12 protein-coding genes and 2 pseudogenes are annotated in these 14,239 nt (G+C 68.6%); 9 read left to right on the top strand and 5 right to left on the bottom strand.

Going from position 1 to position 14,239, the window contains the following annotated elements; translation table 11 throughout:
• Positions 1 to 335: Fur family transcriptional regulator (locus A5652_RS01415; RefSeq protein ID WP_067345888.1), on the top strand; the 335-nt coding region annotated here is incomplete at its 5' end.
• A gap of 1 nt (position 336) precedes the next feature.
• On the opposite strand, the gene mtr is transcribed toward A5652_RS01415, so the two are convergent.
• Together mtr and A5652_RS01405 are read right to left on the bottom strand one after the other, a co-directional pair.
• Entirely contained in the window at positions 337 to 1,716 is a 1,380-nt protein-coding gene (gene mtr, locus A5652_RS01410; RefSeq protein WP_067345885.1) for a mycothione reductase, read from the bottom strand.
• Between the two features lie 4 nt (positions 1,717 to 1,720).
• Positions 1,721 to 2,746 (bottom strand): alpha/beta hydrolase, encoded by a 1,026-nt coding sequence (locus A5652_RS01405; RefSeq protein ID WP_067345890.1) that lies wholly within the window; start codon positions 2,744 to 2,746, stop codon positions 1,721 to 1,723.
• 135 nt (positions 2,747 to 2,881) lie between these two features.
• Between A5652_RS01405 and mqo the strand changes: the two genes are divergently transcribed.
• From mqo to A5652_RS01365, 8 genes are all read left to right on the top strand, one after another.
• Complete coding sequence (mqo, locus tag A5652_RS01400; RefSeq protein ID WP_067345883.1) at positions 2,882 to 4,369, top strand: malate dehydrogenase (quinone); 1,488 nt, start codon at positions 2,882 to 2,884, stop codon at positions 4,367 to 4,369.
• 70 nt (positions 4,370 to 4,439) lie between these two features.
• Complete coding sequence (locus tag A5652_RS01395) at positions 4,440 to 4,910, top strand: GNAT family N-acetyltransferase (RefSeq protein WP_067345880.1); 471 nt, start codon at positions 4,440 to 4,442, stop codon at positions 4,908 to 4,910.
• Positions 4,907 to 6,748 (top strand): magnesium chelatase subunit D family protein, encoded by a 1,842-nt coding sequence (locus A5652_RS01390; RefSeq protein ID WP_067345879.1) that lies wholly within the window; start codon positions 4,907 to 4,909, stop codon positions 6,746 to 6,748. The genes A5652_RS01395 and A5652_RS01390 overlap by 4 nt, the downstream gene beginning before the upstream one ends.
• Before the next feature lie 19 nt (positions 6,749 to 6,767).
• Positions 6,768 to 7,382 (top strand): cob(I)yrinic acid a,c-diamide adenosyltransferase, encoded by a 615-nt coding sequence (gene cobO / locus A5652_RS01385; RefSeq protein WP_067345876.1) that lies wholly within the window; start codon positions 6,768 to 6,770, stop codon positions 7,380 to 7,382.
• Positions 7,379 to 8,776, top strand: a complete 1,398-nt coding sequence (locus A5652_RS01380; RefSeq protein ID WP_156745087.1) for a cobyrinate a,c-diamide synthase — start codon at positions 7,379 to 7,381, stop codon at positions 8,774 to 8,776. Before cobO ends, A5652_RS01380 begins: the two co-directional genes overlap by 4 nt.
• A 65-nt stretch (positions 8,777 to 8,841) precedes the next feature.
• Positions 8,842 to 10,047 carry a uroporphyrinogen-III C-methyltransferase gene (gene cobA, locus A5652_RS01375; RefSeq protein WP_067345870.1) on the top strand — a complete coding sequence of 402 codons (1,206 nt, stop codon included), beginning with the start codon at positions 8,842 to 8,844 and terminating at the stop codon, positions 10,045 to 10,047.
• Between the two features lie 33 nt (positions 10,048 to 10,080).
• Positions 10,081 to 11,697 (top strand): MFS transporter, encoded by a 1,617-nt coding sequence (locus tag A5652_RS01370; RefSeq protein ID WP_067345866.1) that lies wholly within the window; start codon positions 10,081 to 10,083, stop codon positions 11,695 to 11,697.
• A gap of 116 nt (positions 11,698 to 11,813) precedes the next feature.
• Positions 11,814 to 13,562: a proline--tRNA ligase gene (locus tag A5652_RS01365; RefSeq protein ID WP_067345862.1), complete on the top strand. Its 1,749-nt coding sequence runs from the start codon at positions 11,814 to 11,816 to the stop codon at positions 13,560 to 13,562.
• Here the strand turns inward: A5652_RS01365 and A5652_RS01360 are convergent.
• From A5652_RS01360 to A5652_RS29050, 3 genes and pseudogenes are all read right to left on the bottom strand, one after another.
• Complete coding sequence (locus tag A5652_RS01360; RefSeq protein WP_067345858.1) at positions 13,559 to 14,005, bottom strand: ferritin-like domain-containing protein; 447 nt, start codon at positions 14,003 to 14,005, stop codon at positions 13,559 to 13,561. The two genes, A5652_RS01365 and A5652_RS01360, sit on opposite strands and share 4 nt — an antisense overlap.
• Positions 14,002 to 14,169, bottom strand: a pseudogene (locus A5652_RS27980) (hypothetical protein); the annotation flags it as partial. The pseudogene A5652_RS27980 and the gene A5652_RS01360, both read right to left, overlap by 4 nt.
• Positions 14,166 to 14,239 (bottom strand): annotated as a pseudogene (locus A5652_RS29050) (ribosome maturation factor RimP); the annotation flags it as partial. The pseudogenes A5652_RS27980 and A5652_RS29050, both read right to left, overlap by 4 nt.

Genomic DNA, 14,239 nt, shown 5'->3' with positions numbered 1-14,239 from the left:
GGATGCGGGAGTGCCTGCCGCCCGGGACACACGCGCCGGACGTGGCGACCGTCTACCGCACGGTGACCACGCTCGTCGATCAGGGCGTGCTGCACGCGTTGACGCTCGATGGCGGCGTGACGACCTATGGGTTGGCCACCGCGCCGCACCATCACGCGGTATGTACCAACTGCGGCACCATGATCGAGGTGCCCGCCCGGCAACTGAGTTCGGCGCTCGAACACGCGATGGCGGGCAGTTCCTTCGCGCTGTCGGAGGCCGCCGGGCTGACGCTGCACGGCCTGTGTCCGCAATGCCAGGACGGCAAGGCCGCCGCGCGGCCCCGCCGGGCCTGAGTCAGCGCAGACCCAGCAGCGCGTTCTCCACCACTTCGGGCAGCGCCGGGTGGATCCAGTATTGCCCGCGCGCCATCTGCGGCGCCGTGAGCCCGAAGCTCATCGCCTGGATCAAGGGCTGGATGATCGATGAGGCCTGCTGGCCCATGATGTGCGCGCCCAGCAGCCGTCCGGTGCCGCGTTCGGCGACGAGCTTGACGATCCCGGTGGTGTCCTCCGCCGCCCAGCCGTACGCGACGTCGCCGTAGTCCTGGATCTTCACCGAGACCTTGAAACCCTTTGCGATGGCCTCGTTTTCGGTCAGCCCGACGGAGGCGACCTGCGGATCAGTGAACACCGCCGCAGGCACGTAGCGATGGTCGGTGACGGCCATCGCCTCGGTGTCGTCCCAATCGCACAACAGGTTGTGCTGCACGACGCGGGCTTCGTGGTTGGCCACGTGTTTGAGCTCATACGGCGAGGAGACGTCGCCCAGCGCGAAAACCCCACGCGCCGTGGTCCGCTGGTACTGATCCACGGCCACCAGGCCGTCCTCGACGGCAACGCCGGCCTGCTCGAGGTCGAGTTGATCGGCGTTGGACACCCGGCCGGTCGCCACCAGCAGCGCGTCGGCGTGCACGGTGCGACCGTCGTCGAGTTGCACCGCGACGCCCGAACCCTGGTTTTCGGCGCCCACCACGTTGCGGTGGGTGTGCAGTTCCCATTTGCTCGACGCGATACGGGTGAAGCGCTCGCTGACGACGTCGTCGAGATGTCGCAGCAGTGTGGAGCCCCGGACCACCAGGGTGACGCGCGAGCCCAGCGAGGAAAAGATGTGGGCGAATTCGGCCGCGACGAATCCGCCTCCGACGATCATCAGATGCTCTGGCAGTTCGGGAATTCGCATGATCGTGTCGCTGGTGTGATACCGGGCGCCGCACTCGAGGATCGCCGGCGGCACCACCGCCCGCGCGCCGGCGGCGATCACCACCTGGTCGGCCGTGAACTCGTCGCCGGCATCGGTGCGCAACAGGTAGCGCCCGTCGGACTGGACCGGGCCGAAGCGCGTGTGCTGCTTGTACACGTCGACGTTGGGTGCGGAGCAGCGATAGTCCTCACCGCCGACCCCGATCGGATCGATGCGCCCGAAGACGCGCGAAACGATGTCGTCCCAGCGCACCCGGTCGATGCGCGCGTCGATGCCGAAGCGGGCCGCGTCCCGGACCGTCTGGGCGACCTCGGCGGCGTAGACGAACATCTTGGTCGGGATGCACCCGACGTTCAGGCACGTGCCACCAAAGGTGCCCTCTTCGCAGATCGCCACCCGCTTGTCGTCGAAGCGCTCATCGAGAATGCTGTTGCCAGAACCGGTCCCGATGATCGCGACGTCGTAGGTCTCCAAGCCGTCACCCCTTTCGCACGGACGCCGAGGCATCGTTGTCGGTGCGCAGGTACCCGTCCAGCCAGAGATCCAGTTCCCGATAGGCGACGGCGCGCGGCCCGGGCAACGATAAGAACACGTCGTGCTTGGCGTCGGTCACCGGGACCACGGCGGTGCGGTTGCCGACGCAGCCCGCCCAGCGCGCGATCTGGGTGACGTCGAGGACCGCGTCGCCGCATTGCATAGACACCGAATCGGTGCTTTCGTGCACGCTGTGATCCGATCGCAGGATCAGATTGGGCACGCCGACGTCGAGACCGCGATGCAGCAGGGCCTGGCCGCGTCGGACAGCGTGCAGCCAGCCAAAGGTGATGGGGAAGCCGCCCACGGGCTTCCATTGCAGGTTGTAGTCGAATTCGCCGCCATAGTCGCGGTGCAGGGTGGTGCCATAGCCACCCTCACCCGGCGACCGGGCCACGCCCTTGGACCGCACGCGGGACAGGCCGGCGATCAGTGCCACCGTCATGGAATGCCGCAGGATGGTTGGGCCGGGCAGCTCCAGAAACGGGCTGTTGAGCACCAGGCCGCCCACGCGGGCGTGCGCGGCCGGGTCTCGCCGGCGCAACCGGTCCAGCCACAGCGACACGATGAGGCCACCCGCGGAATGTGCGTAGAGCAGCACCCGGTCGTGCTGCGCGATGAGGGCCAGGGCCTGATCGAGTTCGGCCTCGTAATTGGTGAGGTCGGTGATGAAGTGTGGCGTCTGGCCGTCGCGGCGCGACCGGCCGCACTTGTGGAGGTCCAGCGCGTAGAAGGCGAAGCCGCGGTCCGCGAAATGATCGGCCAGCTCGGTGTGGAAGAAGTAGTCGGTATAGCCGTGCACCGCCAGCACCGCGTGCGCGGCGGGCGCCGTTTCGCGGCCAGACAGCTGCGGTTCGGATCGGCGACGTATCAGCGTCGCGACGATGTCGCCCTCACCGGCCGGATCGGACCCGAGCGCGATGGTGCGCTGCTGATAACCGGGAAGGACATCGGGCACCCAGCCGGTCACTTCGCGGGCCACCCTGCCAGTCACGAGGCCAGCTTAGAGCTTTTGCTGGGTGCGGGGCGGCGCACGTCGTTCGCGGCCCACTTGCCTCGGGATAGCCTGGGGATCGGCCGAGTCGAGGGAAGGACCAGCAAGCCGGTGTCAGCGCTAGCCAGAACCACGTCCACAGACGTCGTGCTGGTAGGCGCGGGCATCATGAGCGCGACGCTGGGAGCGTTGCTGCGCCGCCTGCAGCCGGATTGGTCGATGGCCTTCGTGGAGCGTCTGGATGCCGTCGCCGCCGAGAGCAGCGGCCCGTGGAACAACGCGGGCACCGGACATTCGGCGCTGTGCGAGCTGAACTACACCCCGCAGCGCGCCGACGGCTCGATCGACATCAGCAAAGCGGTGCGCATCAACGAGCAATTCCAGGTGACCCGCCAGTTCTGGGCCTACGCGGTCGAGAACGGGATCCTGACCGATCGAGGCTTCCTCACCGCGATCCCGCATGCGAGCTTCGTGCGCGGCGCGCAGCGCGTCGACTATCTACGGCGCCGACAGCAGGCCTTGGCGCCCAACCCGCTGTTCGCCGATGTCGAATTGATCGACGACGCGGGAGAGTTCACCCGCCGGTTACCGTTCATGGCGGCCGGACGCGACTTCTCCGAGCCCACGGCGCTCAACTGGGCGCCCAACGGCACCGACGTCGACTTCGGCGCTCTGTCACGACAACTCGTCGGCTTCTGCGTGCGCAGCGGCGCCACCGCCCTGTTCGGTCACGAGGTCCGCAACTTGTCCCGGCAGTCCGACGGCACGTGGACGCTATCGATCCGCAACCGGCGAACCGGCGAAAAGCACCGGCTGAACGCTAAATTCGTCTTCGTCGGGGCCGGCGGTGATGCGCTGCCACTACTGCAGAAGTCCGGCATCGACGAGGTCAGGGGCTTCGCCGGGTTCCCGATCGGCGGTCGATTCCTGCGCGCCGGCAACCCGGCGCTCACCGCCGCGCACCGGGCCAAGGTGTACGGCGTGCCCGCACCCGGTGCCCCGCCGCTGGGTGCACTGCATCTGGACCTGCGCTACGTCAACGGCAAGCCGTGGCTGGTGTTCGGCCCGTACGCCGGATGGTCACCGAAGTTCCTGAAACACGGGCACTTCACCGATCTGCCCCGCTCGGTCAAGCCGGACAACCTGGCCTCACTGCTCGGTGTCGGCGTCAGCCAGCTGACGTTGGTCAGATATTTGATCGGCCAGCTGCGGCTGTCCGAACCGGATCGGCTTCGCATGTTGCGTGAATTCGCCCCCACCGCAGTCGCTTCGGACTGGGAGCTGACGGTGGCCGGCCAGCGCGTGCAGGTGATCCGGCGGGACAAGCGCAAGGGCGGGGTGCTCGACTTCGACACCACCGTGGTCGGCGCCGCCGACGGCAGTATCGCGGGGCTGCTCGGCGGTTCCCCGGGAGCGTCGACGGCGGTGCCGATCATGCTCGGGGTGCTGGAACGCTGCTTCGCCCACCGCTTTCAGTCGTGGCTACCCGCGCTCAAGGAGATGGTTCCGTCGCTGGGGGCGACGCTGTCGGATGAGCCGGCGCTGTACGACGAGGTTTTCTCCTGGGGAACGAAGGCGCTGGGGCTGGGGGTCTCGTGAGCCGTGCCGACGATGCAGAGCAAAAGAGCGACGCGGGGTCACCCCGCTTGTGGGGAGAGGAGCCGCGCCAGTGACAGAAGCACTGCGACGCATTTGGGCCAAAGACCTTGACGCCCAAACACTTTACGAGCTACTCAAGCTCAGGGTGGAGGTGTTCGTCGTCGAACAGGCGATCCCGTATCCGGAGCTGGACGGGCGTGATCTACTCGCCGAAACCCGGCACTTCTGGCTGGAAACGCCTGACGGCGAGGTGATCTCCACGCTGCGGCTGATGGAGGAGCATGCCGGGGGCGAAAAGGCGTTCCGGATCGGGCGGCTGTGCACCAAGCGCAATGCGCGCGGTCAGGGTCATACCACCCGGCTGCTGCGCGCGGCGCTGGCTGAAGTGGGTGACTATCCGTGCCGGATCAATGCGCAGGCCTATCTGGCGGATATGTACGCCCAGCACGGATTCGTCCGCGACGGCGACGATTTCCTCGACGACGGCGTTCCGCACGTGCCCATGCTGCGGCCAGGCTCGGGTTTGGCCGTGAAGCCGTGAAGCCCTACCCGTTCAGCGCGATCGTCGGGCACGACCAGCTGCGCCTGGCCCTGCTGTTGTGCGCCGTGCGCCCGGAGATCGGCGGCGCGCTCATCCGCGGCGAGAAGGGCACCGCCAAGTCGACGGCCGTGCGCGGGCTTGCGGGGTTGCTGTCCGAGGCGACCGGCAGCGACGCCGGCCTGGTCGAAATGCCGCTCGGGGCAACCGAAGACCGGGTGATCGGCTCGCTGGACCTGCAGCGGGTGCTGCGCGACGGCGAGCACGCGTTCTCACCGGGCCTGCTCGCCCGCGCGCACGGCGGCGTGCTCTATGTCGACGAGGTCAACCTGCTGCACGATCATTTGGTCGATGTGCTGCTCGATGCCGCGGCGATGGGGCGGGTGCACATCGAACGCGACGGCGTCTCGCATTCGCACGAGTCCCGGTTCGTATTGATCGGCACCATGAATCCCGAAGAGGGCGAACTGCGTCCGCAGCTGCTGGACCGGTTCGGGCTCACCGTCGACGTCCACGCCTCGCGCGACGTCGACGTGCGGGTACAGGTCATCCGGCAGCGGATGGCCTACGAGGCCGACCCGGACGGCTTCGCCGAGCGTTATGCCGACGCCGACGCCGAACTGGCCCGGCGGATCGCTACGGCGCGCGCACTGGTCGACGATGTGGTGTTGCCCGACCACGAATTGCGGCGCATCGCGGCGCTGTGCGCAGCGTTCGACGTCGACGGCATGCGCGCCGACCTGGTGGTGGCCCGCACCGCCGTCGCGCACGCAGCCTGGCGCGGCGCGCGCACCGTCGAGGAATCCGACATCCGGGTGGCTGCCGAGCTCGCGCTGCCGCATCGGCGCCGTCGCGATCCGTTCGACGATCCGGGCATCGACCGCGACCAGCTGGACGAGGCTTTGGCGCAAGCCGGTTCCGATCCCGATCCCGATTCCGATCCGCCGGGCGGCGGCCAGTCCACCCAGCCGGAACAGGATGTGCAGCAACAGAACTCACCGGAGAACGCCAAAACCCAGCAGCCGAGGACCAGGACCAGCGCGCCGCCGACGAAAACCTTCCGCACCCGCGCGCTGCGCGTTCCGGGCGTCGGTGAGGGGGCGCCCGGGCGGCGGTCGCGCGCCCGGAACGCCAGTGGCAGCGTCATCGCCGCCGCCGGCGCCGACGACGCGAGTTGCGCCGGGCACGGACTGCACCTGTTCGCCACCCTGCTCTCGGCCGCCGAGCGCGCCGGGGCCGGTCCGCTACGGCCGCGGCCCGGCGATGTGCGCCGCGCCGTGCGCGAGGGACGCGAAGGCAATCTGGTGATCTTCGTCGTCGACGCGTCGGGTTCGATGGCCGCGCGCGACCGCATGGCGGCGGTCAGCGGCGCCACGCTGTCGCTGCTGCGCGACGCGTATCAGCGTCGCGACAAGGTCGCTGTGATCACCTTCCGCGAACAGCAAGCGCGGCTGTTGTTGCCGCCGACCTCGTCGGCGCACATCGCCGGGCGTCGCCTGGCCGGGTTTGACACCGGCGGCAAGACCCCACTGGCCGAAGGGCTGCTGGCCGCGCGCGAACTCATCGTGCGGGAGAAGGCGCGTGACCGGGCGCGGCGTCCGCTGATGGTGGTGCTGACCGACGGCCGGGCCACCGCCGGTCCGGATCCGTTGGGCCGCAGCCGAACCGCGGCGGCCCGATTGGTCGCCGAAGGCGCCGCCGCGGTCGTAGTCGACTGCGAGACGTCTTTCGTGCGGCTGGGCCTGGCCGAGCAACTGGCCCGCCAACTCGGCGCGCCGGCCATCCGGCTCGAGCAGTTGCACGCGGATTGCCTGACGCGTGCGGTGCGCGACGCGGCCTGAGCGGAAAGGGTAAGCGTTTATGCCACAAGGCGTTCCACTGCAAGTTCCCGATGACGGCCTCACCACGCGGGCGCGCCGTCACACGCCCGTGCTGGCGCTGCACACCGGCGCGGGTAAGGGAAAGTCCACGGCGGCGTTCGGAATGGCGTTGCGGGCATGGAATGCCGGGCTGTCCGTGGCGGTGTTCCAGTTCGTCAAGAGCGCCAAGTGGAAAGTGGGCGAGGAGGCGGCCTTCGCCCAGCTGGGCCGCCTGCACGACCAGCACCAGATCGGCGGTCCCGTCGAATGGCACAAGATGGGTGCCGGCTGGTCCTGGACCCGCAAGGCGGGCAACGACGTCGACCACGCGGCGGCGGCGGCCGACGGCTGGGCGGAGATCGCGCGCCGGCTGGCCGGTCAGCGCCACGACTTCTACGTCTTGGACGAGTTCACCTATCCGCTCAAGTGGGGTTGGGTGGACGTCGACGAGGTAGTGGAACTGCTGGCGGCCCGGCCCGGGTATCAGCACGTGGTCATCACCGGACGCGATGCTCCGCAGCGCCTGGTCGACGCGGCCGACCTGGTGACCGAGATGGCCAAGGTCAAGCATCCGATGGACGCGGGGCGTAAGGGGCAGAAGGGCATCGAGTGGTGAGTGTTCCCGCTGTCGTCGTCGCCGCTCCCGCGTCGGGTAGCGGAAAGACCACGGTAGCAACGGGTTTGATCGGGGCGCTGCGGTGCGCGGGCCACACCGTGGCGCCGTTCAAGGTCGGCCCGGACTTCATCGATCCCGGCTACCACGGCCTTGCCGCCGGCCGGCCGGGCCGCAACCTCGACCCAGTCCTGGTGGGGGAGCACCTGATTGGCCCGCTTTACGCCCACGGCGCACGTGGCGCAGACATCGCCGTGGTCGAAGGGGTGATGGGGCTGTTCGATGGACGGATCGCGCCCGGCGCCACGACCCCCGCGTCCGGATCGACGGCCCATGTCGCCGGCCTGCTGGGCGCGCCCGTCGTGCTGGTCGTCGACGCGCGCGGTCAGAGCCAGAGCATCGCCGCCCTGCTGCACGGTTTTTCGACATACGACACCGCGACCCGGGTCGCGGGTGTGATCCTGAACCGGATCGGATCGGCCCGGCATGAGCAGGTGCTGCGGCAGGCCTGTGAGCAGGTCGGGGTCCCGGTGCTGGGCGCCATCCCCCGGGTGGCCGAATTAAAGTTGCCGACAAGGTATTTGGGCCTGGTCACCGCCGTGGAGTACGGGCAGCGGGCCCGGTTGGCGGTGGATGCGATGACCGCCCTGGTCGCCCGCCACGTCGATTTGTCGGCCATCGCCGCGGTCGCCGCAGGCCGGGTCGCGCAGCCGCCGTGGGATCCCGCGGCGGAGATAGGGGAGAGGCCGCAGGGCCGCGCCGGCGTCGCGCTAGCGGCCGGAAAGGCATTCAGTTTCGGCTACGCCGAACACGCGGAGCTGCTGAAGGCCGCCGGCGCCGAGGTCGTCGAATTCGATCCGCTCGTCGATGTGTTGCCCGACGGCACCGACGCGGTGTTGTTGCCCGGCGGTTTTCCCGAACAGTTCACCGCCGAGCTCGCGGCCAATGAGGTCGTGCGCCGGCAGATCAACGAACTCGCCGCTGCCGGGGCACCGATACACGCCGAGTGCGCCGGGCTGATCTATCTGGTCTCCGAGCTCGACGGCCATCCAATGTGCGGTGTATTGGCGGGGCAGGCGCAATTCACGTCGCACCTGTCCCTGGCGTATCGCGATGTCGTCGCCGTTGCGGATTCGTCGTTGTATACCGCCGGCCAGCGTGCGGTGGGACACGAATTCCACCGCACCACAGTCACATTCACCGACGATTATCAACCTGCATGGATGTATCGAGCCCTCGACGCCGAACGACAGGGCGGCCCCGTGCGTGACGGCGTCGTGCACGCCGGGGTGCACGCGTCATATCTGCACACCCATCCGGCCGCCGCGCCGGAGGCGGTGGCGCGCTTCGTCGCGCACGCCGGTGCCCGGCTTCGCCGCGCTCGCGATCGCCACTAGATCTATGGTGGCGGCCCGCAGCGCCCGGCTTCGCCGCGCTCGCGATCGCCACTAGGCTTGCCCGGGTGACCGAGAGCGCCTACCTCGCTGGGCTGCGGCTGAACGGCAAAAAAGTCGTCGTGGTCGGCGGCGGCACAGTTGCCCAACGACGGCTGCCCTTGCTCATCGCCAGCGGCGCCGACGTTCACGTCATCTCCCGCAGCGCCACCAGGTCGGTCGAGGCGATGACGGGGATCACTCTGGCACTACGCGAATACCGAGACGGCGACCTCGATGGAGCCTGGTACGCGATCGCGGCCACCGACGACGCTCAAGTGAACGAGGCGGTGGTCGCCGAGGCCGAAAGCCGCCGCATCTTCTGCGTCCGGGCCGACATCGCCGTCGAGGGGACCGCAGTCACCCCAGCGACTTTCGACTACGCCGGGCTGTCCGTCGGAGTCCTGGCCGGCGGCGACCACCGCCGGTCGGCGGCGATCCGCTCGGCCATCCGCGAGGCGTTGCAGACCGGGCTCATCACGCCCGACAGCCCGGTGAGCTCCGATGTCGTCAAGGGCGGCGTCGCGCTGGTCGGCGGCGGGCCTGGCGACCCCGAATTGATCACCGTGCGCGGCCGGCGCCTGCTGGCCCAGGCCGACGTCGTGGTTGCCGACCGTCTCGCCCCACCGGAGCTCCTCGCCGAGTTGCCCCCACACGTCGAAGTCATCGACGCCGCCAAGATCCCGTACGGGCGGGCCATGGCCCAGGACGCCATCAACGACGTCATGATCGAACGCGCCCGCGCCGGCAGCTTCGTGGTGCGCCTCAAAGGCGGCGACCCGTTCGTGTTCGCGCGCGGTTATGAGGAAGTGCTGGCCTGCGTCGAGGCCGGAATTCCGGTGACGGTGGTGCCAGGTGTGACAAGTGCCACAGGAGTGCCCGCTTTGGCGGGCGTTCCGGTCACTCATCGGGCGATAAATCACGAGTTTGTGGTGGTCAGCGGACATCTGCCGCCAGGGCATCCCGAATCGTTAGTGAATTGGGATGCACTGGCGGCAATGTCAGGCACGATCGTTTTGCTGATGGCGGTCGAACGCATCGAACTCTTCGCCGACGCCCTGCTCAAAGGTGGACGACCTGCGGATACTCCGGTAATGGTGGTTCAGCATGGAACGACCGCCGCCCAACACACTTTGCGGGCTACCCTGGCCGACACGCCCGAGAAGATCCGCGCCGAGGGTATCCGACCTCCGGCGATCATCGTGATCGGTGCCGTGGCGGCCTTCGGGCTTTAAACGATTCTTAAGATTACTGTAAGGTAACCCTTTATGACGGCTCTCAACGATGCAGAGCGCGCGATGCAAAAACTTGCCTCGGCGCGCCCCGATCGTCCGGCCCCGGCGAGCACTGAGCTCCCGGCGGAGACCGCCTCCAAGCCCCCGGCGGAGACTGCCCTGAAGCGCATCAGCAAGTACTACCCGGCGTGGCTGCCCTCTCGACGCTTCATCGCGGCCGTTATCGCCATCGGCGGTATGCAGCTGCTCGCGACGATGGACAGCACCGTTGCCATCGTCGCGCTCCCGAAGATCCAAAACGAGCTCAGCCTGTCCGACGCCGGCCGCAGCTGGGTGATCACCGCCTACGTGCTGACGTTCGGTGGGTTGATGCTGCTGGGCGGTCGCCTCGGCGACACCATCGGGCGCAAGCGCACCTTCATCGTCGGTGTCGCGCTGTTCACCATCTCTTCTGTGCTGTGCGCGGTCGCCTGGGACGAGGCGACCATGGTCATCGCGCGGCTGTCGCAGGGCGTCGGATCGGCCATCGCCTCGCCGACCGGCCTGGCTCTAGTGGCGACGACCTTCCCCAAGGGCCCGGCCCGAAACTTCGCGACGGCGGTGTTCGCCGCGATGACGGCGATCGGTTCGGTGATGGGCCTGGTGGTCGGCGGTGCGCTCACCGAGGTGTCGTGGCGGCTGGCGTTCCTGGTGAACGTGCCGATCGGCCTGGTGATGATCTACCTGGCCCGCACGGCGCTGCGCGAGACCAACCGCGAGCGGATGAAGCTCGACGCCACCGGCGCCATGCTGGCCACCCTGACGTGCACCGCGGCCGTGTTCGCATTCTCGATGGGTCCGGAAAAGGGCTGGGTGTCGATCACCACCATCGGGTCGGGCGTCGTGGCGCTCGGTGCGGCGCTCGCCTTCGTCATCGTCGAACGCACGGCGGAAAATCCCGTCGTCCCCTTTAACCTGTTCCGTGACCGCAACCGGCTGGTCACCTTCACCGCCATCTTCCTGGCCGGTGGGCTCATGTTCAGCCTCACCGTCTGCATCGGTCTGTACGTGCAGGACATCCTCGGTTACACCGCGCTGCGCGCCGGCATCGGCTTCATCCCGTTCGTCATCGCGATGGGCATCGGCCTGGGCGTCTCCTCGCAGCTGGTGTCGCGGTTCTCGCCGCGGGTGCTGACCATCGGTGGCGGGATCCTGCTGTTCTGGGCGATGTTGTACGGCTGGGCGTTCATGCACCGCGGCGTCGCCTACTTCCCCAACCTGGTGCTGCCCATCGTGGTCGGCGGGATCGGCATCGGCATGGCCGTCGTCCCGCTGACGCTGTCGGCCATTGCCGGCGTGGGCTTCGACCAGATCGGCCCGGTATCGGCGGTCACGCTGATGCTCCAAAGCCTGGGCGGGCCGCTGGTGCTGGCCGTCATCCAGGCGGTGATCACCTCGCGGACGCTGTATCTGGGCGGCACCACCGGACCGGTGAAGTTCATGAGCGACGCGCAGTTGTCGGCGCTGGACCATGGCTACACCTACGGGCTGCTGTGGGTGGCCGGCGTCGCCGTCATCGTGGGTGGTGCCGCGCTGCTGATCGGCTACACTCCCGACCAGGTTGCGCACGCGCAAGAGGTCAAGGAAGCGATGGACGCCGGGGAGCTCTAGCTCACCCCGCACTGCGCTGCGCCTGTCACGGGCGATCTTCGCCGCACGCTGCGGCCGATGCTGACCTGCCGCGCCCAACTTCGCCGGGTTCGCAATCACCGCTAGGCTGGCCCGCTGTGATCACCCGGATGTCCCAGCTGTTTTTGCGCACCCTGCGCGACGATCCCGCCGACGCCGAAGTCGCCAGCCACAAGCTGTTGATCCGGGCCGGCTACATCCGGCCCGTCGCGCCCGGGCTGTACAGCTGGTTGCCGCTGGGATTGCGGGTGCTGCGCCGGATCGAACGCATCGTCCGCGAGGAGATGAATGCCATTGGCGGGCAAGAGATCTTGTTCCCCGCCCTGCTGCCGCGCGCGCCTTATGAGGCAACGAACCGGTGGACCGAGTACGGCGACTCGGTGTTCCGGCTGCAGGACCGCCGCGGCAACGATTACCTGTTGGGCCCCACCCACGAAGAGCTGTTCACCCTGACCGTCAAGGGCGAATACAGCTCGTACAAAGACTTTCCGGTCCTGCTGTACCAGATCCAGAACAAATATCGTGACGAGGCGCGGCCGCGCGCCGGCATCCTGCGGGTGCGCGAGTTCCTGATGAAGGACTCCTACTCGTTCGACATCGACGACGCCGGACTCAAGGCCGCCTACCACGCGCATCGCGAGGCCTATCAGCGCATCTTCTCGCGCCTGCAGGTGCGCTACGTCATCGTCTCCGCGGTGTCGGGTGCCATGGGCGGCAGCGCCTCCGAGGAGTTTTTGGCCGAAAGCGCGGTCGGTGAGGACACATTCGTGCGGTGCCTGGAGTCCGGGTATGCGGCCAACGTCGAGGCCGTCGTCACCGCCCGCCCAGAAGCGCAGCCGACCGACGGGCTGCCCGAGGCCGTAGTCCACGACACCGGCGACACCCCGACCATTGCGACCCTGGTGGACTGGGCCAACCAGGCGGACCTGGGTCGCCCGGTCACCGCGGCCGACACGTTGAAGAACGTCCTGCTCAAGGTCCGCCAACCCGGCGGGGAGTGGGAGCTACTGGCCATCGGGGTGCCGGGGGACCGTGAGGTCGACGACAAACGCCTGGGTGCGGCGCTGGAACCGGCCGAATACACGCTGCTCGACGACGCCGACTTCGCTCAGTATCCCTTCCTGGTGAAGGGGTACATCGGTCCGAAAGCGTTGCAGGGCAACAGTGTTCGCTACCTCGTCGATCCGCGGGTGGTGGACGGCACCAGCTGGATCACCGGGGCCGACGAACCGGGGCGGCACGTCGTCGGACTGGTCGCGGGCCGGGACTTCACCGCCGACGGCACCATCGAGGCCGCGGAGGTGCGCGACGGTGACCCCTCGCCGGATGGCGCGGGCCCGCTGGTCTCGGCGCGCGGTATCGAGGTCGCCCACATCTTTCAGCTCGGCCGCAAATACACCGACGCCTTCACCGCCGATGTGCTCGGTGAGGACGGCAAACCGGTGCGCCTGACCATGGGTTCCTATGGCCTCGGGGTGTCGCGGATGGTGGCTGTCATCGCAGAGCAGCACCACGACGAGCTGGGCCTGCGCTGGCCGTCGGCGGTCGCGCCCTTCGACGTCCATCTGGTGATCGCCAACAAGGATGCGGAGGCCCGCACCGGAGCCACCGACCTGGCCGCCGAGCTGGACAAGTTGGGCATCGAAGTGCTGCTCGATGACCGCCAGGCCTCGCCCGGCGTGAAGTTCAAGGATGCCGAACTGCTCGGCGTGCCGTGGATCGTCGTGGTGGGACGGGGCTGGGCGGACGGCGTGGTGGAGCTGCGCGATCGCTTCGGCGGCCAAACCCGCGAACTGGCGACGGGGCCGTCGCTGGCCACCGACATCGCGGCGGCCCTCGGGGGCTAGTCGTTGCCGCCGGGAAAGCTCGTCGTGATGGGCCACGCGCCTAGCACGCGACTCCACCGGGCGCCCATCACCGCGCTTTGAACCAGTGCCGTCGCCGCGAACGCGCGATCCGCGCCGCTCTCCGCGTGCTCGGCGACCACGCGCCACGCGCCCGCGCCGTCGTTCTCCATCCGTGCGGCCAGCCGCGCGGCGTCGGCCGGACCGCCGACGACCAGGGGCAGCTGGTAGCCGGCCGCCGCGACCGGAGCGGTCACCTTGCGGGCGTTCAGTATCGCGATGACGTCGTCGCGGCGCTGGCGGTGCTGCGCGAGCGCCTCCACCACCATGTCGTTCACGCTGGGCGGCGACAGCGCGGACACGATGCCGTAGCCGTAGATCGTCGAATGCTCGATGGCCAGCGCGTCGCACAGGGCCGTGTTGTCGGCGTCCTTACCGGAGGTCATATGGACGGACCCCCGGGCACCAGCGCGACCATGTACGACGCCGTGCAGGAGGCAGCAATCGAGGCGAGCAGCCCGGCCCGGTAGCCGGATTCGGTGCCCACCAGGCGACTCGCGCTGTCGGCCGAGGCGCGCAACGCGTCGATCACGTCGGACACCGGGGGCGGGAAAGCGTGGCTGCGGTGTCCAGGTCGAGGCCGTTGTCGCTGTCGGCGATCACCATGATTCGGGGTGGGT

The sequence above is a fragment of the Mycobacterium sp. 1165178.9 genome (assembly GCF_001673555.1).
Taxonomy (GTDB): domain Bacteria; phylum Actinomycetota; class Actinomycetes; order Mycobacteriales; family Mycobacteriaceae; genus Mycobacterium.
This window is presented reverse-complemented; position numbering and strand designations above follow the sequence as displayed.